This is a genomic window from Blastomonas sp. AAP25 (genome assembly GCF_001295965.1).
GTDB lineage: Bacteria > Pseudomonadota > Alphaproteobacteria > Sphingomonadales > Sphingomonadaceae > Blastomonas > Blastomonas fulva.
Genome location: NZ_LJHP01000002.1, coordinates 402,467 through 428,570 on the forward strand (window position 1 = coordinate 402,467; position 26,104 = coordinate 428,570).

Consider the following 26,104-nt stretch of genomic DNA (forward strand, 5'->3'; position numbering starts at 1 on the left):
ATGAGATGATGAAGGTGTTGCAGACTGTATCGATCCTGGCGCTCCCGCTGGTGGCGCTGGCCGCCTGCAGCGGCGGCGGTGCGGACAAGGATGGCGACGGCAAGATCAGCAAGGAAGAGGTCGTTGCCGAAGCCGAAGCGATCAAGTTCAGCGCTGGCGAATGGGAAAACAAGGTCGAGATCGTCGATGTGAAGTTCGACGAGAGCAAGCTCCCTCCCGAGGCCAAGGGCATGACCGGCGCGATCGTCAAGCAGATGGTCGGCCAGGTGCAGACCACCAAGAATTGCCTGACCAAGGAAGAGGCCGAAAAGCCGGGCGCCGATTTCCTCGCCGGGGCCGAGAACGACGAGTGCACCTACAAGAAGTTCGACCTTTCCGGCGGCAAGATCGATGCCGACATCGCCTGCAAGGGCAAGGAAGCCGGCCAGCAGGGCGACATCAAGCTGACCGGCACCTACACCGCCACCAGCTATGACATGCAGATGGCGATGGTGATGGCATCGCCGCAGAGCGGTTCGATGACGATCAAGGCAAAGAACAGCGCCAAGCGCATCGGCGAGTGCAAGGGCTGATTTACCTGTCCATGCCTGTTGTGCCGTCATCCCCGCGAAAGCGGGGCTCCCGCTTTTCTGATTGGACATCACGCATAAACGGAATTGCCGCCTTCGCGGGAATGACGGTGTTGGTAGCGCTGATGCTGGGGGCCCTCGCCGCCCCCGCCACCGCGCAGACCGACGACAATGTCCGCATCGAGCTGACCTTCACCGCCGACCAGCTCGGTCGGTCGAAGGTCTCGGGCCTTGCCCACCGGCCCTCGATGCGCGAGGCGACGCTCGACGATCCGGTGCGGATCGCGTCGATCTCAAAGCTCGCGGTGGGCGTTGCGGTGATGCGGCTGGTCGACAAGCAGGCGCTCGATCTCGATCGCGACGTCTCGCTGTATCTCGGCTGGCGACTGGTCCACCCGCAGCACCCCGGCGCCAAGATCACGCTCCGGCTGCTGCTGTCGCACCAATCGGGGCTGACCGATGACGCGGGCTATTTCATCCCGCTCGATGCGAAACTTGCCGACCTGCTGGCCCAGCCCGAGGCCTGGGATGCGAGCCACGCCCCCGGCAGTTTTTTCCGCTATGCCAATGTCAATTATCCCGTGGTCGCCGCGGTGATGGAAGCGGCGACGGGGCGCCGGTTCGACCGGATCATGACCGAAGAGGTATTCGATCCGCTCGCAATCCCGGCCTGCTACAACTGGTCGGGCTGCAAGACCGAGGCGCGCAAGGACGCGATCACGCTCTACCGCCCCGATGGCAGCATCGCGCGCGATGACTGGATCACCCAGCCCGAGCAATGCGCGTCGATGACGACCCGCGATGGCCGGTGCGATCTCGATGCCTATCTGCCCGGACAGAACGGATCGGCCTTTGGCCCGCAGGGCGGTCTGCGCATTTCCGCAGGCGGTCTGGCGCGGCTGGGTCAGATGCTGCTGGGTGGCGGCGACGGGCTGCTCACCCCGCAATCCTTTGCCGAGCTGATCCGCGCGCAATGGCGCTTCGACGGCAGCAACGGCGATGACGACAAGGGCTATTTCACCGCCTTTGGACTTGGGGTCCAGCGCATCGAGCAGGCCGATGGGCGGGTGTGGATCGGTCATCCGGGGGAGGCCTATGGCCTGCGCGCCGGGCTGTGGGTCGACCGCGCCGGCGGGCAAGGCGTGGTGCGGATCAGCACCGGCCATGCCGAAGATTACCCCGTAGGTCATTGTCTTGTCGCATGCCCGTGATAGGTTGCAAAGCGCAACCCGAATCGACGGGCAGCAGGCAGGAGATAAGCGATGATCGGTTATGTGACGGTTGGCACCAATGATCTCGACAAGGCACGCACCTTTTATGCGGCGCTGGTCGGCGCGCTGGGTGGCAGCGAGCTGATGCGGATGGAGGAAAACGGCTTCACGCTGTTCGGCACGCAATGGGGCGTCCCCGGCATCGCGGTGACCCGGCCCTATAACGGCGAGCCAGCCAGCGTCGGCAACGGCACGATGATCGCGCTGGCCTTGGATGCCCGCGCCAAGGTCGACATGCTCCATGCCAAGGCGCTGGAACTGGGCGGCAGCTGCGAGGGCGAACCGGGCCTGCGCGGACCCGAAGGCGACCAGGCTTTCTATGGCGCCTATTTCCGTGACCTCGACGGCAACAAGCTGTGCGCATTCAAGGTGGGTCCGGCGGACTGATCGCCCCCCGGACCTCCTTCGATAGCCCACAGTTTCCAAAACGCCGTTTTGTCGTCACCCCCGCGAATGCGGGGGTCCCGCTTCTGCGCGAGCGCTGAAGAAAGCGGGATTCCCGCGTTCGCGGGAATGACGATAGAATTAACTCAGCGCCCCGCTATAGTCACGACGACGACGCACAAAGCGCAATCGAACGGGGACGGCTATGACATCCACAACCAAGACCTTGGGCTTGCTCGGGAGCGCATTGGCGCTGTCACTTTCGGCCCCGGCAACCGCTCAGAAAACAGCGCCCGACGCGCTCGGCAAGGCGGTTGCCAGCGATTACGACACCAAGCTGGAAAAGCTGTTCCTCGATTTCCACGCCAACCCCGAGCTATCGTTCAAGGAAACCCGCACCGCCAAGATCATGGCGGCGGAATTGCGCGCGGCAGGTGCGGTGGTGACCGAAGACGTGGGCACCACCGGTGTCGTCGGTATCATGAAGAACGGCGATGGTCCGGTGATCATGGTGCGCGCCGATATGGACGGCCTGCCGCTCGCCGAGGACAGCGGCCTCGCTTATGCATCCAAGGCGAAGCAGATCGATATCGACGGCACCGAAAAGCCGGTGATGCATGCCTGCGGGCACGACACCCACATCACGTCGATGGTCGGCACCGCGCGGCGGCTGGCGGCGATGAAGGACCAGTGGAAGGGCACCGTGGTGTTCGTCGTCCAGCCCGCCGAAGAACGGATCGGCGGCGCGGCCAAGATGATGGAAGACGGCCTTTACACGCGCTTTCCCAAGCCCGATTACGCGCTCGCCTTCCATGTTTCGGCCGGCACCCCCACCGGCAAGATCGAGATCCAGCCGGGGCTCACCGCCTCCTCATCCGACTCGGTCGACATCACCGTCTTCGGCGTCGGCACCCACGGTGCCTATCCGCACATGGGCAAGGATCCGATCCTGATCGGCGCGGAGATCGTCGTTGCGCTGCAGACGCTGATCTCGCGCGAGATCTCGCCGCTCGAAGCGGGCGTGGTGACGGTCGGATCGTTCCATTCGGGGTTCAAGCACAACATCATCTCCGACAAGGCCGAACTTCAACTCACCGTGCGGTCGAACGACAACAAGGTGCGCAAGACCCTGCTTGATGGCATCAAGCGGATCGCCGAGAATGTCGGACGGCTGAACGGCCTGCCCGACGACAAACTGCCCAAGGTGCGCGTGGGCTTTGAATCGACCCCGGTGACGGTGAACGACAAGCCGCTGACCGAGCGGATCACCAAGACCTTCGCACGGCGGTTCGGGACCGGCGCGCTGCTGACCAGCGAGCCGCAGACGGGCATGGGCGCGGAAGACTTCGCCTATTTCGTCGCGCCCAATACCGATGTGCCAGGGCTGTACTTCAACGTCGGCGGCACCCCGCAGGCGGATATCGACGCGGCCAAGGCGGGCGGGCCGCCGGTTCCTGCGCACCACTCGCCGTTCTTCAAGGTTGCCCCGCGCGAATCGATCACACTGGCGACAGAGGCGATGGTGACCGCGGTGGTCGACCTGCTCGGCCCCGGCAACGGCCCGACCGCGGATTGATGCACGTCTGATGGCCAAACGCCGTGCCTGGGAAGAGGAAGAGGACGACGAGGCGGCAGCGCCTGCGCCCGTCCCGTGCTGGCTGTGCGGCCGCGATCTGGGCGAGGTGGTGGAATATCACCACCCTGTGCCCAAGAGCCGTGGCGGCAAGGGCCGCGAGCCGGTCCACCCGATCTGCCACCGCACCATCCATGCGCACTTCACCAACAGCGAGCTTGCCCGCACCAATGGCGACCCGCAGGCCTTGCGCGACCATCCCGAGATAGCGAAATTCCTGACCTGGGTGGCGGGAAAGCCCGCGGACTTCAACGCGCCGACGAAGAAGAAGGAGCGGTGATACTCCAGCCCCGCTCAGGCTGAGCGGATGTGGGAAGATACCCCTGGCCCCATCAATCCTTGGGCGGCTTGCCCGCATCGCGCACCTGCCAGTATTGCCATGCGCACAGGCCCAGCACGACCGCCCCGGTGAAGGCCATCTCGATGATGCCGATATTGTTGCCGATCCATTCGCCCATTCACGCCTCCTGCTTGTGCGCCTGGCCCGGCTGACCACGCCGCGCCGGGCGTGCGCCCAGCGTGAAACGGATGATCAGGCCGATGCCGATGATGCTTGGCACCGCCCAGATCAGCGGGTTGAAGACATGATCGGGCACCAACCGGATCAGCCCGACCGACAGAAACGCAGTATAGGCCGAAATGCCCATGCCGAGCAAAGCGCGGAAATGTTCGGGCACATGCGCGCGCGGCGGGGGTGAGGCACGCCAGACATAGAATTGCTGAGTCGCCACCGCCGCCAGCCCGACCGTTGCCACCGCCGCCATCAACGGCTGGCCGATGCTGAGCCCGAAATAGCCGCACCACAGCGCCGAGGCGATCACCGCGCCGAACATCGCCTGATAGCGGAACCCGCGCAACGCGGCGCGGTTGGCGCGGTGGCGCACAACCGCCAGGCCATAGATGGCAAAACCGATGGTGAGCGTACCCAGATACAGCATCATCCAGCCGAACAGCCCGGCAAACAGCACCCGGTCGGTGATCATCGGCAGCCGCTGTTCGGGCCCGTAGAGCGAGAGCAGCGCCATCAAAACCGCCAGCGTGCCTGCGGCGAGGAATGCGTATGTCCCGATCCGCCCCCATTTGCGGTGCGCAGGGCCACCCTTGCGCGCGGCGATCGGCACCCAGAACGCAATCAGCCCGGTTGCTCCGGCGATGACGTGGAGAACAACCAGGGCTTCAAACAGGTGCATGCATGGGGCCTAAAAAAATCCTCCCCGAGCTTGTCTCGGGGAGGGGGAGCGCCGACCGCAGGTCGCTGCGCGGGTGGCCCCCCTCCCCCAGCAAGCTGGGAGAGGAATTGTATCAGCTCAGTTCCCGGCTGCCGCTGCTGCGGCAGGAGCCGCTGCTGCTGCGGCTGCGCCGGTGGCAGGAGCCGCGCCCGGAACCGCCGGAGCAACAACCGGTCCGACCGTACGCAGCGCCGGATAGTCCTTGGCCATCTGGGCACCGCCCAGAGGCTTGCGCTGCATCTGGTGGCAGGTTGCGCAGTTGGTCTTGTAGGGATCACCCTGAGGGCCAAGCCGGTTGGCCGGGAAAACGCTGGCCAGCGGATGGATGTATTCCTCGTTGGTGTTCTTCACCATCTGCAGGCCATACCAGGCCAGGGCGCGCTGCGGGCTGCTCTGTTCCCAGCGCGCAAACGAGCGGCTGTTGTGGCAATAGGTGCAGTTGACGCCCAGCGACTGCGACAGATGCATCATGATGGCATAATTGCCTTCTGCATCCTTGACGCTCTGCCGGTTGGCGGTGGTCGGATGGATGGTCTTGGAGATCACCCGTGCCGGGCCCGAATTGCCGCGCATGTACTTGGCATAGGTGCCCACCGGCAGCGAGGCATAGGCCACCGACGGGTCGGGGGTGTTCTGGCCGCGCTTGTTACCCATCAGACGTCCGTCGGACGGCCTGGGATCGGTCCACACATATTTCGGAACGGCGTTGCCGCGGTGGCAGGTGTAGCAGGTGACGCCGGTCTGCTTGACGTGATCCGAATAGTTCTGGTTGATGTTCTGCGTCATCTGGATCATCCGGCGCGCGACAACCTTGGTGTACTTGCTGTCGTCAGCCAGATTTTCGGCATTGTGGCAGTAATTGCACCCGGCTTCCTCGGCCGGCGCATCGGCCGGAACGATCCACTGGGTAATCGCCGCCATGGTGTAGTCGAACTCTTCCTGGCTGACATTCGCCAGCACCTTGACGTTCTGATACACCTCGCCCGCCTTGGGCCCCGAGGGGGCGGGCAAAGCATAAGGCGGCGGCGGCACATCGCCGGGCGCGACCACATTTTGCGGATCGACGATCTGGACGATGCCGGTGCCGCGATACCCGGTCTGCTGCGATTGCTTGGGACCGAGTTCGCATCCCGCCAGGGCGAGGCCGGCAATGGCCAGCGCCCCCATGGCGGTCAGTTTGGAAAGACTAAGCATGGCCGTCAGCTCCCTTGCGTCTGGCTGGGGGCCGCGGGCAGCGCGCCCGGATCCTCAACCATCTGGTTTGGATCGATCACAGCCTCGCTCGGCGCAATAAGCGTCGTGCTGGGATCGACGACACCGGTATCGGGATAGGCGGGAGCGAAGTTGTGCTCCTGAGCCCAGAGATACCAGTTATCGACAACCGTGCCGGTCAGCAGGATGCCGATACCGCCGGTAAGTGTGGTCAGCACCGCAAACCACCAGGCCCAACGATGGATCGATTCCATGGTGGCATTGAAGCCCATGGTCCAGCGCCAGAACAGTCCGGCGCGTTCGCTGGCTGTACCGCGGTCGTAGATCTGTTCGATCTCCCGCTCGCCACCATAGCGACCCACAGCCAGAATTGTGGCGCCGTGCATCGCGAAAAGCAAGGTGGAGCCGTACAAAAAGGCGATCGAGAGCGCATGGAAGGGGTTATAGAACAGGTTGCCGTAGCGGATCGAGAAGGCTGCGGTCCAGTCGAGGTGCGGGAAGATGCCGAAGGGCACGGCTTCCGACCAGCTGCCCAGCAGGGCGGGGCGGATGAAGCCGAGCACGAGGTACAGCCAGATCGCACTGGCGAAAGCCCAGGCAATGTGCGTTCCCATGCCCAGCGCCTTGGCGCGGCGATAGGTGCGCAGCCACCACAGCAGGATCGATGCGGTCAACAGGAAGCCGGTGATGATCCACCAGCCGCCTTCGGCCAGCGGCACCATCGGCGAGAAGCCCCATTCAGGACCGGGCGGTTCCAGCGCGAGCCAGAACAGCTCCTTGAGGAACCGGTTGGGATTCCAGCTCACCGAGGCCAGCATGTTGAGGCCGATGATCAGGAATGCCAGCGAACCCATCAGCAGCGAGGCGAGGCCAAGCTTGCCCAGATACAGGGGACCAAGCTGGGCCTGGCCGAACTTGCCCATCCAGTAGCTGAATCCGGTGGCGTTGATGCGCGGTTCGCTGTCGTCCTTGTGCGGCATCCCGATTTCGGGGTGCCCGCGCAGCTGAACCTGGGTGAAGATATTTTGGTAGCGTGCCATGGTGAATTACCCCTCTCACATCCAGATCGGCAGGTTGAGCCACCAGCTCCACCATTCCGGCCAGCCGCGGGTCCAGAACGGGCCGGATATGATGATGCACACGGCGCTCCAGAAACCGGCATTCAGCGCCAGCAGCAGGCCCACGCGGTGGATACCGAGCGTGCCGACCGAATAGCCGATCAGGTCGCGGAAGAAGGTGTCTTCATATTCGGGCGATTTCACCTCTTCACCCTTGGCCGGGTTGGTGGCCGAAAGAACCAGCGCGCCATGCATCGACAGCGCGAGGGTGGTGGTGAAGAAGAACGACACGGCGAGCATGTGCGCCGGGTTGTAGTGGAAGTGCAGGTATTGGTATCCGACGTTCGACACCCAGTCGAGATGGCTGAAGATGCCATAAGGGAAGCCATGTCCCCAGGCGCCCAGCAGCATCGGGCGGAACACCACCAGCGTGACATAGGCGAAGATCGCGACCGCAAAGGCGAAGGGAACATGATAGCCCATGCCCAGTTTGCGGCAGATTTCGACCTCTCGCAGCGCCCAGCTGACAAAGGCGCCGATCGCGCAGACTGTGATGATCTGCCAGAGGCCGCCTTCCTTCAGTGGCGCCAGGCCCAACCCGTATTTCAGGTCGGGCGGAGCGATGCTGATCAACCAGGGGTTCCAGGTCCCACCCTGCGATGCGCCGTAAAAGATCAGCGCGGTACCGAGCGAGGCGAAGAACAAAGTCGTGATCCCGAAGAAGCCGACATAAAATGGCCCGACCCAGAAATCGAACAGATCTCCGCCGACCAATGTTCCGCCTCTGACGCGATATTTTCTCTCGAAGCTCAAGAGCGCCATTGCCAGACTCCTTCGTTAGCCGCTGCGGCAAGGGCGCAGCGAGCCTGATAGTTTCTTCCCCGATTTCCTCGAGGCCCCGTTTGTTTAATCACCAGTGCAAGGGGCGGACCGGTTGGAACCAGCCCGGCCGGCCCGCCCATATCGCCTGGCAAGGCGACACACTGGCATTTACCCTGATGTCAGGGCGTAATTGCCGATGCCGCAGCCACTGCTGCAGGAGCAGCGGTCGGGTTCGGAGCTTCCAGCCAGTTGTAGCGATTGGTGCTCAACAGGATGAAATGGATGAGAAGTGCGAGGACGAACAGGAAGACCGCAAGCGCAGTCAGGATCCTGTTGCCATCGAATGATTGCCACATTCTATGCATGATCAGGTTTCCTTCTTAGCTGAGCTGAACGTCGGTCACCGGGTCGAGGCTCGATGTCGCTTCATAGCCGGGCGTACCCGGGAACCATGGGCGCCATTGCCAAACCAGTACGTGCGCGATGATCGCGACGATGGTGAAGAAAGCGAAACTGGCGACGAAGAGCTTGTGGAACTCCTTCGCCTCGCTTTCAGTGAGGTAGGTCGTTGGACCCATCCCTTCATCTGCCATGAGATATTCTCCTTAGCTTCCAGATTTGGAAGGACGCCAGCAGGCGCCTTCCAGGCGATTATCCGTGCGGGCGAACCCGACGCGGATGTTGGAGGCCCCGTCCCAAGGCCGATGACTGGACCAGCCGCTCACGCGAGCTGCCCCATATTCTGTGCGACGGCTTCCTCCACCAGCCGCACCTCGGTTACTGTATTCTCGTTCGCGCGCCGTGCGGCCCTTTCGGCCGCATCGCGCAGGGTCTTGGCCGCAGAGATGCGCACAAGAACCGGCTGCGCGTCGACCAATTGGTCGAGCCGCGCCTTGGCTTCGTCCGTCCAGTCGAGTTCCCGCTCGATCCTGGCAGGCGTTGCCGCAACTGCATCCATCTGGGTCGACAGGGGCAGGATGTGGAACAGCGCGTCGAACAGCGCATTGCACACTTCCTGCACCAGCCAGGTCGCCCCGGAATAGCCCATCACCGGCGTTCCCGTATGGCGGCGGATCACCGCGCCGGGGAAGCTCGCCGGGATATACATGCCGCGCGCCCCGCACTCGGCCATGTACATCCGCTCGTTATAGCTGCCGAACATCACCAGCGGCGGGTTGGTGCGGATCGCCTCGCGCACCGCCTCGTTGTCGGGCTTGACCCCGGCGGTGCGGCTGAAGGCGAAATTGCACGGCAGCCCCATGTCGTGCTCGAGGAAATTGCGGATACCGCGCGCATAGGTCTCGTTGGCGTGGATGCCGAAGCTCGCTGTGCCGAAGAAATCCTGCGTGACCGAACGCCACAGATCCCAGAGCGGCTTGATCGTCGTGTGCTTCTCGCGGTCGATGAACGGTTCGGGGTTGAGCCCCGTGAGCTCGCCCAGCTTGCGCAGGAACAGGGTGGTCGATTCGAGGCCAATCGGAGCCTGAAGATAGGGTCGTTCAAGAGTTTCGCACAGGTTGCGGCCGAACTCGCGGTACATGCAGATGTTGACCTCTGCGTCCGCAAGCTTCTTCACATCGGCCAGATGACTGCCCAAAGGGAAGACCATGTTGAGCTCGCAGCCGATGCCTTCGACCAGCCGCTGGATCTCGGCCAGATCGCTGGGCATGTTGAACGTGCCGTAGATCGGGCCCAGGATGTTGACCTTGGGCTTTACCCCTTCCTTGCGGGGGGCGAGCGGCTTGACCTTCTTTGGGCCGAATTCGGTCCACAACCAGGTCAGCGCGCGATCGGCGGCCTGCCACTGGTCCTCGTCGATGGTGCGCGGCAGGAACCTGCGGATGTTGGTGCCGTTGGGCGTCACGCCGCCGCCGATCATCTCGGCGATCGAGCCGGTGACCACCACCGCGGGAAGATCGGGATCGAGCGTCTGCCAGGCGCGGCGCATGGCGCCTTCGGTACCGGTCTTGCCCAGCTCTTCCTCGCCCAGGCCGGTGACGACGATGGGCAGTTCATGCGGCGGCAGCGCATCGGTATAATGCAGAACCGAGGTGACGGGCAGGTTCTCGCAGCCCACCGGGCCGTCGATGATGACCTGCAGGCCCTTGATCGCGGTGAACGCGTAGACCGCGCCCCAATAGCCGCCGGCCCGATCGTGATCGATAATGAGCGTCATGTGCCCACCGCCTCTTCGGACTTGTTGATGCCGACCATGCGGGCCGCGTACTTCTTCTTGAACTCGGGGCGGTCGACCGGGGTGTCGCGCCAGATGCCGGCATTCTCTTCCATGCCGACGCCGTCGAAGAAGCTCTGCATCCGGTTGAACCGGTCCTGGTTGGCGAGCGCGGCGTTGATCACCAGCGCCAGCGAGCCTGCGCCTGCCGGGCCCATCAGCGGGCGCGCCGAGATGAGGTTGGTGAAGTACAAAGCCGGGATCGCCTCGCTCTTGGCGTGCTGGACCACGGGCGTGGTGCCGATCGCAAGATTGGGGCGGAACTCTTCGACCGCCGCGATGTCCTGCTCCAGGCTCGCGCGGTACTGGATGCGCACGCCGCGCTCTTCAAGCCACGCGCGATCGGGCTCCGACCAGCGCGTCTTGGGGCAGGCCGTGCCGACATAAGGGACATCCGCGCCGCTTTCGATCAGCAGACGCGCGACCAGCAGTTCGGAGCCTTCATAGCCCGAAACGGTGATGCGGCCCTTGATCGGGTTGGCATCGAGCGCCGCGCGGATCGCGGGCAGGAACTTGTCCTTGGCGGCATCGACCGCAGACTGCGCGATCCCGCAGGCGGCGCCGATCGCATCGAGCCAGGCGGCGGTGCCATCGACACCCACCGGGGCAGAACCGATCACCGGGCGTCCGGCGCTTTCGAATTCGCGGATGCTGGCGGTGTAGAACGGATGGATCGCAGCGACCGCGGCGCAATCAAGCGCGCTGTAGAGCTCGCGCCATTCGCGGGTCGGAACGACGGGCCCTGCCGCCAGGCCCAGAGGTTCGAGCAGCTGGCCGATGCCGACCGGATCGGCGGGGAACATCTCGCCCAGCAGCGTCACCGTCGGGCGATCCGGGCGATGGCTGGGAGCGGCAACCGGGCCCTGCGAGGCTTCCTTGCGCGCGTAAGCGAGCATCGCGCCGGCCAGAACGTCCTTGGCCTCGGCATGGGTGGGGATGCCGAACCCGGGAACATCGATGCCGATGATCCGCACGCCGTTGATCGCCTTGGGCAGGCCCTGCAGCGGCACGCCCGAAGCGGTCGGAACGCACAGATTGGTGACGACGATGGTGTCGTACAAAGCCGGATCGGCCATCACATGCACCGCGTCGCGGATGTCTTCGTACAGCTTGCCGGTGACGAGCGTTTCCGAGCTGAACGGCACATAGCCGACCGAACGGCGCGCGCCATAGAAATGCGAGGTGAAGGTCAGGCCATAGACGCAGCAGGCAGAGCCCGACAGGATCGTCGCGGTGCGACGCATGCGCAAGCCCACCCGGAGCGATCCGAACGCGGGGCACATGCTCTGCGGCTGATCGTGCGGGCCCTTGGGATAATCGGCAGCGTAACGCGCCAGGATTTCGCCCTTGCCAGCCTCTTCGGCGGCCGCGCGCATGGTGTCCTTTGACGAGCACCCTCCCTCTACCGGAGCGGCCGCAAGGTCGATCCGGTCAGGTGTGCGCGAGGCGGAAGAGGCGGGAGTGTCGGTCATACGCTGTCGTAAACCACTTCGAGCGAAGGCTTCTGTTCGTAGGTGCCGCCGCGCATGTCGGCCTGGGTAGCGGGGACCAGTTCGACGTTGCCGCCGGTGTCTTCGGGCTTGAACAGGCCGAGCAGGCCGTCCTGGGTCAGCGGCCGCGGCGAGGCGGGCTGCGCTTCGGCGACGTTGATCGCCAGTTCCTCGAACAGCGACGCCCATTCGGTGTCGGGCCGCCCGATGATCTGATAATTGGCCGACTTGCGGCGGATGTCCTCGTTCGCAGGGATCGAAGCGAGGATCGGGATGCCGACTTCGGCGGCGAAAGCCTGCGCCTCGCCGGTGCCGTCGTCCTTGTTGATCAGGATGCCGGCGACGCCGACATTGCCGCCCATCTTGCCGAAATAATCCACCGCCTTGCAGACGTTGTTGGCGACATAGAGCGACTGCAGGTCGTTCGAGGCGACGACGATGACCTTCTGGCACATGTCGCGCGCGATCGGCAGGCCGAAGCCGCCGCAGACCACGTCGCCCAGGAAATCGAGCAGCACGAAATCAAAGCCCCAATCATGGAAGCCCAGCTTCTCGAGCAGTTCGAAACCATGAATGATGCCGCGCCCGCCGCAGCCGCGTCCCACTTCGGGACCGCCCAGCTCCATCGCGAACACGCCGTCGCGCTGGAAGCAGACGTCCTCGATCTTGACCTCTTCACCGGCCAGCTTCTTGGCGCTGCTGGTTTCGATGATCGTCGGGCAGGCCTTCCCGCCGAACAGCAGGCTGGTTGTGTCGGACTTGGGATCGCAACCGATCAGCAGCACGCGCTTGCCCTGCTGCGCCATCATGTAGCTGAGGTTGGAGAGCGCGAAGCTCTTGCCCGAGCCGCCCTTGCCGTAGATCGCGATGATCTGCGTTTCCTTGGTTACCGGGCCGGTATGGACCGGATCGGGCTCGTGCGACGCTTCATCGCGCAGCGCGGTTACATCGGGACCAGAGTTTTCCAGCATCGTCATGCGCAAGCGCTCCAATCGAGTATCATTTTAAGGCAGGCGGGGTCGGTAAAGGCAGTCGGATAGGCGCTGGGCGCATCGGCGACCGGTTGAACATGGCTGACCAGCCCGGTGAGGCTGAGCGCCCCGCTCGAGACCATCGCGCGGATCGCGACCAGATCGTCAGGGCCCCATTCGGCAGCGACACGGATGCGCGCTTCGCGCATGAATGCGGGCGGGAAGGTGAAGCTGAGCGGCGCCTGGTAGAAGCCGGCGAGCGTGACCTCGCCACCCTTGCCAAGGCGAGAGATCAGCGTGTCGAGCAGCGAACTGTCGCCGCTGACATCGCAGATGCTGCGATAATCGCGACGCTCGTCGCTATCGGGATGGATCACGCCATAGCCATGATCCCCCGCGCTGCGCGAGGGGTCGATTTCCCACACGGTGGGCGCGGGCGCGCCGCTGGCGATGGTGAGGCGAGCGAGCAGACGGCCCAGAATGCCATGGCCGACGATCAGGTCGGGAGGCTCGCCGCCTGCCATTGCGTGAAGCGCAGTGGCGGCCAGCGCGAACAGCACGCCGTCCGATCCCCAGCTTTCATCGATGGGAAGCGCACGTGCCGAGGGAACCACGAGTCGCCGGGCCGATCCGCCGAACAGACCGCGCGCATCGGCAAAGCAATTGGCGCCGGGGACGAACACCCATTCGCCGATCCGGCCCCTGCACTCGGCGCCGGAGTCGACGATGCGGCCGACCGACTCATAGCCGGGGACCAAAGGATAGCCCATTCCGGGGAAGCTCGGCATCTTGCCGGTAAACAGCAGTTTTTCGGTCCCGGTGCTGATCCCGCTCCACACGATCTCGACCACGACATCGCCGGATTCCGGCGCGTTCAACGCGAGGGGACGCAAGGCAAGGCGGTGCGGCGCTTCGAAAATGACGGCCATTGCCTGCATTGTGCGATCCCCTTGTTTTGAGCCTTGCAGGGTCAGTTAGGAGACCCCTCAACAAGGTGTCATCTTAACTTAACTCCCCATAGTGTCAATGTAGGTTTACACATTCAGGTGCATTTGTTTTTGGACACTCTGACACACGGCGATGGCATGAGGGGGTTTGGGGCAGTTCAGGCGGTAGCGGCAATCACGCGGGTGACAATGGGCAGCCCGGTGGGTCGTTCCCGCCACGATGCAAAGCCTGCGCGGGTCAGCATGGCGCCGATTTCCTGCGGAGTACGGGCCCTGCCCGAGCCCATGGCGAGCAGATAGAAGCCGAAATAGGCGTCCGCCATCGCCTCTGCGCCGCTGGTTCCCGCCATCGGTTCGGCGATCAGCAACGTGTCTCCGGGCTTGAGCGAGGCGCGGACCTTGATCAGCAGCGCCTGGGCCAGCTCGTCATCATGATCGTGCAGGATTCGGATCAATGTGATCAGGTCATAGCCCGTGGGAATCGCGTCGTTGCGGAAATCGCCGGGATGCGGGTTAACCTTGATCCCCTGTTCGCCCAGCTGCCGCGCGCCGATCGCAGTGACCGCGGGCAGATCGAACAGCCCGAAGTCGAGCCTTGGCGCGACCCTGGCGACCGCCGCGATGAACGCCCCTGCCCCGCCGCCAACATCGAGCATGCGTCTGTGCCGGTCGAATCGCCAGGCATGCACCACCTGATCGGCGACCATAGGCTGCGATGCCGCCATCAGCTGCGAATAGGGGGACACCGCTGCCTGGTCCTCACCCTCGCTGCCATCGCCCAGCGCATAGGGCCAATAGCCTGCGAGCGCGCCGGGCACGGTGCGCTCGCCGCGCAGCAGCGACAACGGATCGGCAAGGTCGGCGTAGAGCAGGTGGTGATGACGGATCATCGCGATCGCACCGGGATTGCCGACCAAAGCGACGCCCTGTTCGCCCAGCATCCACAGATCATCGCCGACGCGCTCGATCAGCCCCAGTGCCGCCGCCGCACGCAGCAGCCGGCGCGTCGCATCGGGCCCGAGTCGCGCCCGCGTGCCCAGCTCAGCCGAAGCCGCAGCCCCCTGCTGCAGCCGCGCGACGATGCCACTTTCGACACAGGCGAACAGGGTCTGCGAATAAGTGAACCCGGCGATGATATCGAACAGCCTGCGCGCCCGCACCCGCGACACCGGGCGGGTCAGCGGGAACCGCGATGCCCAGGACTGGAATGCCGGGCTCGAGATAATGCCGTTGCGCCAGCCGACCCAGCGTTGCTTCCATCCAACCATAAGAATCAAGCTGCCACGGCCGGGGTTCGGGCCGCGAATTCGCCGATCAAAGCTGCGATCTGCTCGGGAGCTTCCTCATGCGCCAGATGGCCCAGGTCCGCCAGCGTGACGACCTCGGCATGCGGCATCATCCGGCCTGCGCGCTCGATCGAATCGAGCGGGATCGCGCTGTCGCGTGCGCCATGCACCAGCAGCGAGCGCGCCGCGACGCTGGGCAGTTCCTTCGCCAGGCTTTCCAGATCCCAGTTCGCCATCATCCCGATCGCGCCCGCGCAATGGTCGGATGTCCGGAAGAGGCGGTGATACAGCTCCACCCCGCGCGCATCGATCCGCGACCCGGTGGATTTCTTCAGGAATCGCGCCACTTCGGTCTCGCTGCTGGCGATCTGGGCAAAGATCATCGCGGTAAACGGATTGACGAACAAAGCGCGCGCCATCGCCGGGAACAGCCGCGCGGCAAGGCCCGGGAAGGGCAGCAGCGCAGGATTGAGGCCGATAATCGGGGCATCGATACTCAGATCGATCGCCAGCCGCACACCGATCGCTGCGCCAGCCGAATGACCGACGATCACATCGGGCGCGCCCAGCGCCAGCTTGCCGAGCAGTTCGGCCAGCACCCTGGCCATCCCCGGCAGGCTCTGCCCCCCGGCAATCCGGCCGCGGGTAAATCCGTGCCCGGGCATGTCGGGCGCGATCACGGTAAAGTGCTGCGCCAGCAGCGGCACCACGTCGCGCCAGCTGTGAGTCGCAGCGCCGGTGCCGTGGATCAGCAGCAGCACAGGTGCGGCGCGGCCTTCGGGCCCTGCGACCTGGACATGCCAGTCGAGCATGCCAGCCCGCACGAAGCGACTGTGCTCGCGGTTGGGCCAGTCGTGCCCGTCAACCTCCCAGCGTACCGAACTCATGATGCTTTCCCGAATTGCAGCGCGGATACGGCGCGCTCGACACCGCGCGCATCGGCACGCGGCAGCGCCAGATAGCGCGCGCGCATCGCCGCTGCAATCGCTGCGGCCTCAGGTTGCGGCCGGGCGGAGATATCGATCACCACGGCTTGCGTCCCCGATTGGGCAAAACGCCGTGCCGCCGCGAGCGCATCCTCGCCCGCCTGCGCGCGGCCTGGCTGGCCGTTCTTGTCGATATTGCCCTTGCCATCGGTGAGCACCGCGACGAACGGCGTGCGCCCGCGCGCGGCCTGGGTTTCGGCGAGCTCGGCGGCGGCCGATAGCCCCAAAGCGAGCGGCGTGCCGCCCCCGCCGGGCAATTCGCCCAGCACCTTCTTGGCGCGGGTCAGCGACCGCGTCGGCGGCAGCAGCAGTTCGGCCGAGGTCCCGCGAAACGCGATCAGCGCCACCTGCGCGCGTTTCACATAGCTTTGCGCCAGCATCAGCTCGACCGCACCCTTGGCTTCGGCCAGCCGCGCCAGTGCCGACGAGCCCGACGCATCGACCGCAAAGATCGTCAGCGCTTCGGCGCGCTCCTCGAACCGGCGGATGCGCAGATCCCCCTTGCGGATGCGCAGGCGTTTGGGCGCGTCCATGCCCTCCTGCTGGCGGCGGATCTCCTGCCAGGGGACCGCGGTGCGCAAGGTATCGATCAGCGCCAGCCGTGCGCCGCCGCGCGGCAGGCCGGGACGCGCGCCCAGAGGCCGTCCGCGCATCTGCGAGGCCCGCTTGCGCCCTGCCCCGCCCGCGCCGGTCGCACGCCGCGCGCTGCGCCCCTCGCCGATGCGCGCCAGCACATCCTTGGGGATCGAGGCAAGCACGGCAGCGAGGATCAGGTCATCGAGCTGATCGGGATCATGCTGTTCGTCTTCGCCATCGTTGTCGCCTGGCGGCGGCTCTTCCTCGCCCTCGGGGGGCGGAGGCGGAGGCGGTTCTTCGGCTTGCTGCGGGATGCGCGTGGCTCGGGGTCCGAGGACGGTGCGGGCAACGAACTGGATGTCGTCGTCGGTGATGGAGTCGCGCTCATCGATCTGTGCGGAAAGCGACAGCGCGGCCTGCGCGAACAGCATGGCGCGCGCGGAGTCGATGCCGAGTGCGAGGGTGATATTGGCGAGGGTCTGGCGGTGCTCTTGTCCGACAAGCCTTCCCCCCTCCGTTTGTGCCGAGCCCCTCGGCTGGCCGGCTGGCCGGCCGCTCGGGATAAGCTTCCCGGTCTGACCGGGAGGTCGAAGGACGTGCGCGCTACCGGTTGCGCGAGGTCCCTCGACTTCGCTCGGGAACACGGCAGATGAGGGTTTGGGTTCTTGGGACGAAAAAGCGCACCAGAACGCCACCCGCTCGGTGAGCGATACAGGCGGAACTTCCTCCTCGCCGCCATCGTCGATCAGTACCAGAGCGAAGCCTGCGCCAGCATCCATCGCCTGGGCGATGCGCCCGGCGACCATGCCGCTCATCCGCTCGGCCATCGGGACGACCAGCAGCCCGCCTGCAACCTCCTCGAGCAAGCCTGCCTGTTCGATCCGGCGTCCGGCCGAAAGGCTCGAGGCGACATCGATGCCGCCGCACAGCCGCTCCTCGTCGATATGCACCGGCAGGCGGCGCACCGGGCGATCGGCGAATTCTTCGGCCAGAAAGGCCAGCACCGCGTCGCGTTCTGCCGAGGGACCGCGCAACCACATCCCGCCCAGCCGGGCAGGCGCGGCGGCCAGCAGGTCCGCCGCCAGCAGCGCATCGCTCATCCGAAAAGCTCGGTCAGCGCGCGATCGATGCGCACGGTCGATCCGGTTTCGTCGAGCACGTCGCGGCGCAGACGGTGGCGCAGCGCCATGGGAGCGACGGCGCGCAGATGCTTGCGCTCGGCGGACTTGGCGCCTTCGAGCGCCGCAAAAGCGCGCGCCGCGCGCATCAGGGTGAGTTCGCCGCGCAGGCCATCCGCGCCCACCGCCATGCACAGGGTAGCGGCATCGGTTAGCGTCGATTCGGGCATCGCGACATTGGGCAGCGCCTTCTTGCCCCGGGCCAGCCGCTTGACGATCTTGGCGTCCGCCTCGGCCCAGTCCGCCGCAAACGCCGCGCCGTCGCGCTCCAGCGCATCGCAGCGGCGCATGATCTCGATGCGCTGCTCAAGATCCTGCGGCGTCTTGACCTCGACCGAGAGCCCGAAGCGGTCGAGCAATTGCGGGCGCAGTTCGCCTTCCTCGGGGTTACCGCTGCCGATCAGCACGAAGCGCGCGGGATGTCGCACCGAAAGCCCTTCGCGCTCGACCAGATTCTCGCCCGAGGCCGCGACATCGAGCAACAGGTCGACGAGGTGATCCTCGAGCAGGTTGATCTCGTCGATATACAGATAACCGCGATGCGCGCGCGCAAGCAGCCCGGGCTCAAACGCCTTTTCGCCGCGTCCCAGCGCGCGTTCCAGATCGAGCGCGCCCAGCACCCGGTCCTCGGTTGCGCCCAGCGGCAGATCGACGAACGGCACCGGCACCTTTGCGGTCTTGACGCCCTTCTTCTCGGCACATTTGTCGGGGCAGCGGTCCGCCTCTTCAGGCGCGCAATTGTAGCGGCACCCGGCGATCGCCTGCATCGGCGGCAGCAGCGCCGACAGCGCGCGCGCGGCGGTGGACTTGCCCGTGCCGCGGTCACCGAACACCATCACCCCCCCAATGCGCGGATCGACCGCGCTGATCAGCAGGGCACGTTTCATTTCGTCCTGGCCGACGATGGCGGAAAAGGGAAAAGGCATAAGGCTAGGTCTAACAGATTGATCCGCCGCGACAAGCGGGGGTGTCAGCAAAAGTTGACAGTTCAGTCGAACGAGCCCTTCCGCGGGCCGAGATAGCCGAACAGATACGCCCCCACCTTGCGCATCTGGATTTCTTCCGACCCCTCGGTGATGCGATACCGGCGGTGGTGGCGGTAGATGTGTTCGAACGGGGTGTGGCGCGAATAGCCGATGCCGCCGTGCACCTGCATCGCCCGGTCGGCTGCCTCGCAGCACAAACGGTTCGCCCAGTAATTGCACATGCTGACCTTGTCCGAGATCTCGCGCTCGATGGCTTTGTGGGGCAACCGGTCCATGTCCCAGGCGGTCTTGTAGATCAGCCAGCGCAGCATCTCAGCCTGCGTCGCAAGTTCCACCAAAGGAAACTGGATGCCCTGGTTCTCCGACAGCGCCTTGCCGAAGGGCTTGCGCTTGCGGGCGTATTTGACGCTCTCCTCAATGCAGAACACCGCCGCGCCCAGCGACGAGGCCGCCTGGCGGATGCGGTTCTGGTGGACGAAGCTTTGCGCCAGCGCGAGCCCGCGCCCTTCCTCGCCGAGCATCGCGGTTTCGGGCACCCAGACGTTGGTGAACGACAGCCGCGGGTGATCGGTGGGCATGTTGAAGGTCCAAAGATACTCCTCGATCTTCAGCCCCGGCGTCTCGGTGGGCACCAGCAGGCAGGTAATCCCCTTGGCGTCGCCATCCGCGCCGCTGGTGCGCACGAACAAGGCGCAGTGCGTGGCGACATGCATCCCGGTGATCCACATCTTCTCGCCATCGATCCGCCAGCCGGGCACGCCATCGCGGGTCTCGCGCACCGCGCGGGTTTCCATGTGCGTCGCGTCCGATCCATGGTCGGGCTCGGTCAGGCCGAAGGCCGTGATCCGGGTGCGCTCGAACCCGCCCAGGATGAACTCCTGCTTCTGGTCCTCGGTGCCGAACTCCTCGAACATCGCGACGAACGGGAAGTTGCCGACGATCGAATGCTCGTTCTGCAGATCATTGTGCAGCCCCAAACCTTTGGCCGCGAAATGCTCGCGAATCACCGCCATCCACAGGTTGGAGCCATCCTTGCCGCCATATTTTTTCGGTGCCGAGAAACGCCAGTGACCGGCCGCGTCGGCGCGGCGCTGCGCCTCGCGCAGCAGCTCTTCCCAGTCGTGCGCAGGCAGGCCGCCCGCATCGAAATCGGTCCGCGCCCATTCGCGGCGATGGTCGAAAAAGCGGATGTTGTCGTCCGCCTGCTCGAGCGGTTTGATCTCGGCCTCGATGAACGTGTCAAGCTCGGCCAGATAGGCGGTCAGCTCCGCCGGCAGCGCAAAATCCATGGGTGCATCCTCGGTTTATCGTTTGGATGCACTATGGACGGCTTTACGCGTCCGGCAAGTCCCGTGCTGCCTCATCGCGCGTGCCCAGCCCCGACCAGTCGACCTTGCGCGTCACGTACATCACCGCCGCCAGCGCCGCGAACAGCAGCAGCGACCCGATGATCAGCGAATACGCCTCGAGGTTGAGCAGCACATAGAGCAAGGCATACAGCCCGAGCAGCAGCCCGGCGATGAAGCCTGCGCGTTTCACACTGCCCAGCACTGCAGCGCTGTAAGCGCTGATCAGGGCGATGATCGCGCCCGACGCCAACAGATAAGCGAGCGTGAAGCCGATGATCTCGGCAAAGGCGAGTAGCAGCACGAAGAACAGGATCAGGCCTGCGCCGGTGAGCAGATACTCCGCCGCCGCGACCCGCGCGCCCGCGATGATGTCGAACATCAGGAAGGCGAGGAAGGTGAAGCCGATGAACAGGAAGCCGTATTTCACCGCGCGGTCGACCTGGCTGTAGAGGTTGACCGGCTCGATCAGGTCGATCTGCGCCGACTGCGCTCCCTGGCCGACTTGCTCGCCCGGCTGCGGCAGCTGGACGATGGCGCGGCCGAGCGCGAGGTTGCTGATCGTGTAGCGCGCAGTAAAGCCCTTGTCGGTGACCGAGCGGCTGTTGGGCAGGAACTGGCCGCCGAAGCTGGGGTGCGGCCATTGCGAGGCGATGGTCCAGTCGGTCGATTCGGCGTCGGGGATCAGCGTCAGTTGGCCATTTCCGCGCACCCCGAAGCGATAGGCAACGTCGAGCGGCGCGCCACTGGCAGCGGACCAGTCGGCAAAGGCGAAGAAGCCCGACCCATTGGTCGCGCCCAGCCCCTTGCCGGGGCGCAGCGGCAGGGCGGTGCCGCCGACGCTGATGCCGTTGTCCGCGAGCAGCCCGCGCGCGTCCGATATGCCGACGCGGATTTCGGCGCGGTCGAGCAGCAGCTCTTCGGGTTTCACCCCAAAGCGAGCAAGGTCGACCGGCAGCGCAAAGCGCGCGGTTCCCTTGACCCGCGCTTCATAGACCACGGTTTCGTAGATCGATTTGACCCGCCGTTCGGGGCTGACATCGACCTTGGCGGTGTTCTTCACCGGCGCGAGGAACAGCTCGCGATCGATCGTCACCGCGCGCGTCGTCGCCTTGCCGTTCTCGGTCACCGTTTCGACCGATTGCTGGCGATAGGGGATGACCATCACCGGCCCCGCGAGCATCTGCGGCCCGCCCCAGCCCTCGGCGACGCTGGCGCGCGCGGTTTCCGACTGGCTCTGCCGGTCCCAGACGAGCGCATAGACCATGAACAGCGGAATCGCGAGCAGCGCGCCGATCAGCACGGTCATGCCCAGCTTGAATCCCGGGCTGCGGTCCTTGGCCATGCGGCGCTCCTAACGGTTCATCGACGAAAATGCACGGTTCAGCTATAGAACGAAAGCTTAATCGGGTGTGAACTGGGTCACAGCGAATCGCCGAGGTTAATATTAACCCTGTCTCGGAAGCCGGATGCCCTACCCGTTCGTTGCCCGCTAGCAATCGGGGCGTCCGGTTTCCACTATTCCCCTAACCGCCACCACCGTCATTCCCGCGGACGCGGGAATCCCGCTTGTTCGCCACGGTCGCGCATAAGCAGGACCCCCGCCTTCGCGGGGGTAACGAAGAAAGATGAGCGGAAAGAACCGGCACAGCGACACACAGGACGCCCTGGGGCCCGGATCAGGTCCGGGGTGACGAGTTACCAACCAACCCCCTCACCTCTTCTCCATCGACAACCGCGTCATCAGGATCGCCGCGCGCTTCGCCTGGCGCTTGATGCTCGGCAGGTCGACCGTTTCGCCCGGGGCATGCGCGCCGTCGCCTGTTGGACCCATGCCGACAAGCCCGTCGACATAGCGCGCAACGAACGAGATATCGCCTGCGCCGCGCTTCAGGGGATCGAGTTCGGCCATCTGCTCGAGGCCAAGGTCGGCGTTGATGACGTTCAGCCGCCGCAGCAGGCCGCGGTTGCCTTCGGTCGGGGCCATCGGCGGATAGCCCTGTTCGAAGACGATCTCGGCGCTCGTGCCGGGCAGGTGCTGGGCGACGATGGCCTGCATCTTGGCCTTGACGCGTTCGGACTGCTCGTCGCTCAGCGTACGGAAATCGCCGCGCGCCACCGCGAGCGCGGGGATGATGTTGGTCTTGCCCGCCGCCTGCGCGCGGACGAGGTCAGCGTCGAGCTGCGCCACCGATCCGCCCGCGATCAGGCCGACGTTGAAGGTAAGCTTGTCCTCGGGCAGCTCGTCGTGGAACTGGTCGATGATCCGCGCGAGTTCGTAGATCGCGCCATGCCCCGCGCTGGCCGAGAATATCCCCGAGCTGTGCCCTTCCTTGCCGGTGGCGTTGACCTGCCAGCTGTACGACGAACGCCGTGCGATCGCGCCCATGTCCTTGCCGTCCTCGCGGCTCAGGCCCTCGAAATCGAGCGCGACATCGGCCCATTGGCCCCATTTGATCAGGTCCGCACGCGCGATTTCGATCGGATCGCCAGCATCCTCCTCGTCACCGGTCAGCACGATGGTGATTGTCGCCGCCGACAATGTCCCCGCCGCCTGCATCGCCTCAAGCGCAGCAAACATCGTTACCACACCGCCCTTGTTGTCCTCGATCCCCGGCCCTTCGAGCGTGTTGGCATCGATCCGCCGGACATTCTGGAAAGGCGAATCGGGTTCGAACACCGTGTCGAGATGGCCGATCAGCAGCATCTTGGTGCTGCCGGGGCGTCCTGGGCGCGTCGCGATCAGATGGCCCGAACGCTTGGCCGCGCTTTGGTCCACCCATTCGACCTTGAAGCCCAGCCTCTCGAGCTCGGGCGTCACCATCTCGCCGACCTTCTTCACCCCGGCGATGTTGCGGCTGCCGCTGTTCTGCCGCGTGATCGTCTCGAGCACGCCGATCCAGCGGTCGTGGCCCTTGTCCACCGCCTCGACCATCTTGGCTTCCTGCGAGCTGAGCTTGGCGAAAGCGGGGGTAGCAAAGGCCAGCATGGCGGTGGCCGCAGCAAGGCCGAACGTCTTCAATGTCATGGTGTTTCCCTGTCAGCCGATATCAAGTTCGCGCACGCCGCGCTTCTGGCGGATCGCCTCCACCCGGTCGCGCAGTTCGGCGCGGATGGCGCGCGCGTCGCGCACATTGGTCACCTCGATCGAAGTGCGCGGATGCGGCGTGGCCGAGGCCAGCCGCCCACTCGAATCGGATGATGAAATCTGGATGGTGCCGTTGTCGAACATCTGCTGGATGACCGAGAAGGAAACCTTGACGTCCTTGATCCGGTACAGCTCGATTTCTTCCTCGCTGCGCATCAGGATGCCGCGCCGCATGAACAGCCGCTGGTCGTCGATCCAGAACAGGCTGGTGCGGTTCTCGATATGCGTCCAGGCGATATAGACACCCAGCACCACGCCAAGCACCGCAAGCGTCTGCCACCAGTATCCCGCATAAGACCCGCCCGCCATGACAGCGGCTGCAAGCGCCAGGATCATCCAGCCGGTGCCCGACTGGAACAGGAACGCGAAGGTGGACGAGCGAAACTCGATCCGCGGCAGCCCCTCCATCCGGCGCACGCCCGAGCGCGCCTCGATCGGGCGATGTTCGATGATGTCATGCGGGTCCATATCGCATCCCTTCCCCCCCCTGGCCCAAGGCCGATGCCATGGTCTTAACCGCCATCTGTCTGGCGGTAAACGGGATTGCGCGCGATCAGGGCCCAGTTGCATTTGGTCGAAGAGCAAAGGTCGCCGGTCGAAGCCGATGCCGCAAAGCGCAGGCTTGGTCACACAGGACGACTACGGGTGTAGTTGAAAGCGCATGTCAGTGTGTTCCGCCCGCTTGGGGGAATTTCTGTGACACATCGTCTGCTTGCAACCGTCGCTCTGGCTGCCTTGCTGTGCACGCCGGGCATGGGCCTGGCGCAGGGCACGCCCGATGCCCCGGTGCCGACTGCCGGTGCAGGGGCAACGACGCCGCTGCGCAGCTTCGATCCCGGCTATTTCGACCGCTTCGCACCGCGCACCGCGCTCGACATGGTTCGCCAGATCCCCGGCTTTTCGATCGCCGAAGGTGAAGACCGCCGCGGCCTTGGCCAGGGCGGCAGCAACGTGCTGATCAATGGCGAGCGTTTTTCGGGCAAGAGCAACGATGTCGTCTCCGAGCTCGGCCGCATCGGGGCAAGCAACGTCATCCGCATCGAACTGATCGATGGCGCGACGCTGAACCTGCCCGGGCTCACCGGCCAGGTGGTCAACATCGTCAGCAAGGTGGATTCGCTGACCGGCCAGTTCCGCTGGAGCCCGCGCGTTCGCTTCCGCCGCACCGACCCGCAGTTTCTCGATGGCGAGGTGTCGATCAGCGGCAAGGCGGGCAAGATCGCCTATACGCTCAGCCTTTCCAACGACAGCTTCCGCAACGGCAATGCGGGCATCGAGCGGGTGCTGGACGCGAACGGCGCGGTGACCGACCGCCGCTATGAGGAGCTTTATGTCGATGGCGACCGGCCGCGCATCGCTGCGGGTGTGAAGTATCAGGGCGATGGCGGCCAGGTCGGCAACCTCAACCTCTCCTATGAACGCGGCTGGACTGAAATCCGCGAGGATTCCGATGGCGAGGTGGTGCGCGACCGCGACTATCTGGAGACCGAGAAGGAGTATAACTACGAGATCGGCGGCGATTTCCTGTTTCCCTTGTGGGGCGGCAACCTCAAGCTCATCGGCCTGCGGCGGTTCGAGCACAGCCCGTTCTTCACCCGCATCTTCCTCGATTTCGAGGACCGCCGCCCGCGCGAGGGCAACAGCCTGGCCACCGTGATCGACGAGACCGAGACCATCGCGCGCGCCGAATTTGGCTGGAAGGCAGGCAAGGCCGACTGGCAGCTCAGCGTGGAGGGCGCGATCAACAAGCTCGACACCCGCGCCGAGCTCAACCTGCTCGACACCACAGGCACCTTCCAGCCGGTGCCGCTCCCCGGATCGGACGCGGTGGTCGAGGAAAAGCGTGCCGAGATCGGGCTTAGCTACGGCCGCCCGCTGTCTTCGACGCTGACGCTGCAGACTTCGCTCGGCGGTGAGTATTCGCAGATCGTGCAAAGCGGCGTAGGCGGGCTGACGCGCAGCTTCATCCGCCCCAAGGGCTTCGTCTCGCTGGCGTGGAAGGCCACCCCCCGGCTCGACCTGTCCTTGCGCCTGCAGCGCGATGTAGGCCAGCTCAACTTCTTCGACTTCGTGGCCTCGGCCGATCTGGGCGCCGAGAACCAGAACAGCGGCAATCCCGAATTGGTCCCGCAGCAAAGCTGGAACATCGACTTCCAGGCGACGCAGAACCTGGGCGCACTGGGATCGATCAACGCCAAGGCGTTCGTCAACTTCGTCGAGGACATCGTCGATCAGGTGCCGATCGGTGCCACCGGCGAGGCGCCCGGCAACATCGCAAGCGCGACGATCTGGGGCGTATCGCTCGACAGCACCTTCAAGATGGATGTCATCGGCTGGACCGGGGTGCGGTTCGACATCGACTATACCTACCGCAAGAGCAGCCTGCCCGATCCGCTCACCGGGATCCGCCGCCGCATCTCGGGCGATACCATCCACGAGTTCAGCGCCGAGCTGCGCTATGACATCCCCGGCGGCGACTGGGCCATGGGCGCGAACTACAGCGATTTCAGCCAGGCCGACGAGGTGCGGCTGAGCCAGCTCGCCGAATTCCCGATCCGCGGCGGGGACCTGGGCTTCTATATCGAGAACAAGAATGTCCGCGGGCTGACGGTGCGCGCTGGACTGTCCAACCTGATCGACACCAACGAGGCGTTCCGCCGCACCTTCTATGTCGGCCGGCGCGATGGGCCGGTGGCGTTCGTCGAGGATCGCGAGCGCTTCTTCGGCCCGGTGGTGTCGCTCGGCATCAACGGCAGCTTCTGACCGCAAGCCGACTAGG

The 26,104-nt window shown here is 65.0% G+C and carries 25 protein-coding genes; 6 read left to right on the forward strand and 19 right to left on the reverse strand.

Annotation, left to right across the window (positions count from 1 at the left end; genetic code table 11):
* Positions 1-5 precede the first annotated feature (5 nt).
* The 5 genes from IP68_RS03715 (at position 6) to IP68_RS03735 (ending at position 4,137) form a co-directional block, all read left to right on the forward strand.
* Positions 6-572: a DUF3617 domain-containing protein gene (locus IP68_RS03715; RefSeq protein WP_054133595.1), complete on the forward strand. Its 567-nt coding sequence runs from the start codon at positions 6-8 to the stop codon at positions 570-572.
* A gap of 101 nt (positions 573-673) precedes the next feature.
* On the forward strand, positions 674-1,780 hold the full coding sequence (locus IP68_RS03720) for a serine hydrolase domain-containing protein (protein WP_054133596.1): 1,107 nt from the start codon (positions 674-676) through the stop codon (positions 1,778-1,780).
* 51 nt (positions 1,781-1,831) lie between these two features.
* Positions 1,832-2,227, forward strand: a complete 396-nt coding sequence (locus IP68_RS03725) for a VOC family protein (protein WP_054133597.1) — start codon at positions 1,832-1,834, stop codon at positions 2,225-2,227.
* 202 nt (positions 2,228-2,429) lie between these two features.
* On the forward strand, positions 2,430-3,800 hold the full coding sequence (locus IP68_RS03730) for an amidohydrolase (protein WP_054133598.1): 1,371 nt from the start codon (positions 2,430-2,432) through the stop codon (positions 3,798-3,800).
* A gap of 10 nt (positions 3,801-3,810) precedes the next feature.
* The gene (locus IP68_RS03735; protein WP_197275713.1) at positions 3,811-4,137 is read left to right on the forward strand and encodes an HNH endonuclease; all 327 of its coding nucleotides are present in this window, start codon (positions 3,811-3,813) and stop codon (positions 4,135-4,137) included.
* Between the two features lie 52 nt (positions 4,138-4,189).
* On the opposite strand, the gene IP68_RS20730 is transcribed toward IP68_RS03735, so the two are convergent.
* From IP68_RS20730 to IP68_RS03825, 19 genes are all read right to left on the reverse strand, one after another.
* A complete protein-coding gene (locus IP68_RS20730) occupies positions 4,190-4,315 on the reverse strand; it encodes a hypothetical protein (protein ID WP_255352527.1) in 126 nt (41 codons plus the stop codon).
* Complete coding sequence (locus IP68_RS03740) at positions 4,316-5,047, reverse strand: hypothetical protein (RefSeq protein WP_054133599.1); 732 nt, start codon at positions 5,045-5,047, stop codon at positions 4,316-4,318.
* A gap of 117 nt (positions 5,048-5,164) precedes the next feature.
* Positions 5,165-6,280 (reverse strand): photosynthetic reaction center cytochrome PufC, encoded by a 1,116-nt coding sequence (gene pufC / locus IP68_RS03745; RefSeq protein ID WP_054133600.1) that lies wholly within the window; start codon positions 6,278-6,280, stop codon positions 5,165-5,167.
* A 5-nt stretch (positions 6,281-6,285) separates the two neighbouring features.
* Positions 6,286-7,338 carry a photosynthetic reaction center subunit M gene (gene pufM / locus IP68_RS03750; RefSeq protein ID WP_054133601.1) on the reverse strand — a complete coding sequence of 351 codons (1,053 nt, stop codon included), beginning with the start codon at positions 7,336-7,338 and terminating at the stop codon, positions 6,286-6,288.
* Positions 7,339-7,353: 15 nt separating this feature from the next.
* A complete protein-coding gene (gene pufL, locus IP68_RS03755) occupies positions 7,354-8,178 on the reverse strand; it encodes a photosynthetic reaction center subunit L (protein WP_054133602.1) in 825 nt (274 codons plus the stop codon).
* A 179-nt stretch (positions 8,179-8,357) separates the two neighbouring features.
* Positions 8,358-8,543, reverse strand: coding sequence for a light-harvesting antenna LH1, alpha subunit (pufA, locus tag IP68_RS03760; protein WP_054133603.1), 186 nt, complete (start codon positions 8,541-8,543; stop codon positions 8,358-8,360).
* Positions 8,544-8,558: 15 nt separating this feature from the next.
* Positions 8,559-8,771: a light-harvesting antenna LH1, beta subunit gene (gene pufB, locus IP68_RS03765; protein ID WP_023839307.1), complete on the reverse strand. Its 213-nt coding sequence runs from the start codon at positions 8,769-8,771 to the stop codon at positions 8,559-8,561.
* Positions 8,772-8,899: 128 nt separating this feature from the next.
* The gene (gene bchZ / locus IP68_RS03770; protein WP_054133604.1) at positions 8,900-10,354 is read right to left on the reverse strand and encodes a chlorophyllide a reductase subunit Z; all 1,455 of its coding nucleotides are present in this window, start codon (positions 10,352-10,354) and stop codon (positions 8,900-8,902) included.
* Positions 10,351-11,883 carry a chlorophyllide a reductase subunit Y gene (bchY, locus tag IP68_RS03775; protein ID WP_054133605.1) on the reverse strand — a complete coding sequence of 511 codons (1,533 nt, stop codon included), beginning with the start codon at positions 11,881-11,883 and terminating at the stop codon, positions 10,351-10,353. The genes bchZ and bchY overlap by 4 nt, the downstream gene beginning before the upstream one ends.
* Positions 11,880-12,878, reverse strand: a complete 999-nt coding sequence (locus IP68_RS03780; protein ID WP_054133606.1) for a chlorophyllide a reductase iron protein subunit X — start codon at positions 12,876-12,878, stop codon at positions 11,880-11,882. Before IP68_RS03780 ends, bchY begins: the two co-directional genes overlap by 4 nt.
* On the reverse strand, positions 12,875-13,810 hold the full coding sequence (gene bchC, locus IP68_RS03785) for a chlorophyll synthesis pathway protein BchC (protein WP_054133607.1): 936 nt from the start codon (positions 13,808-13,810) through the stop codon (positions 12,875-12,877). Before bchC ends, IP68_RS03780 begins: the two co-directional genes overlap by 4 nt.
* Positions 13,811-13,977: 167 nt before the next feature.
* Complete coding sequence (locus tag IP68_RS03790) at positions 13,978-15,087, reverse strand: methyltransferase (protein WP_054133608.1); 1,110 nt, start codon at positions 15,085-15,087, stop codon at positions 13,978-13,980.
* A gap of 5 nt (positions 15,088-15,092) precedes the next feature.
* Positions 15,093-15,992: an alpha/beta fold hydrolase BchO gene (gene bchO, locus IP68_RS03795; protein WP_054133609.1), complete on the reverse strand. Its 900-nt coding sequence runs from the start codon at positions 15,990-15,992 to the stop codon at positions 15,093-15,095.
* Positions 15,989-17,767 (reverse strand): magnesium chelatase subunit D, encoded by a 1,779-nt coding sequence (locus IP68_RS03800; RefSeq protein ID WP_054133610.1) that lies wholly within the window; start codon positions 17,765-17,767, stop codon positions 15,989-15,991. Before IP68_RS03800 ends, bchO begins: the two co-directional genes overlap by 4 nt.
* Positions 17,764-18,771: a magnesium chelatase ATPase subunit I gene (bchI, locus tag IP68_RS03805; protein ID WP_054133611.1), complete on the reverse strand. Its 1,008-nt coding sequence runs from the start codon at positions 18,769-18,771 to the stop codon at positions 17,764-17,766. Before bchI ends, IP68_RS03800 begins: the two co-directional genes overlap by 4 nt.
* A 62-nt stretch (positions 18,772-18,833) precedes the next feature.
* Positions 18,834-20,120 (reverse strand): acyl-CoA dehydrogenase family protein, encoded by a 1,287-nt coding sequence (locus tag IP68_RS03810; protein ID WP_054133612.1) that lies wholly within the window; start codon positions 20,118-20,120, stop codon positions 18,834-18,836.
* Positions 20,121-20,163: 43 nt separating this feature from the next.
* On the reverse strand, positions 20,164-21,522 hold the full coding sequence (gene creD / locus IP68_RS03815; RefSeq protein ID WP_054133613.1) for a cell envelope integrity protein CreD: 1,359 nt from the start codon (positions 21,520-21,522) through the stop codon (positions 20,164-20,166).
* Between the two features lie 369 nt (positions 21,523-21,891).
* The gene (locus IP68_RS03820) at positions 21,892-23,205 is read right to left on the reverse strand and encodes a M20/M25/M40 family metallo-hydrolase (protein ID WP_054133614.1); all 1,314 of its coding nucleotides are present in this window, start codon (positions 23,203-23,205) and stop codon (positions 21,892-21,894) included.
* A gap of 12 nt (positions 23,206-23,217) precedes the next feature.
* Entirely contained in the window at positions 23,218-23,793 is a 576-nt protein-coding gene (locus IP68_RS03825; protein WP_054133615.1) for a PH domain-containing protein, read from the reverse strand.
* 228 nt (positions 23,794-24,021) lie between these two features.
* Between IP68_RS03825 and IP68_RS03830 the strand changes: the two genes are divergently transcribed.
* Positions 24,022-26,088, forward strand: a complete 2,067-nt coding sequence (locus tag IP68_RS03830) for a TonB-dependent siderophore receptor (RefSeq protein ID WP_156317923.1) — start codon at positions 24,022-24,024, stop codon at positions 26,086-26,088.
* Positions 26,089-26,104: the final 16 nt, after the last annotated feature.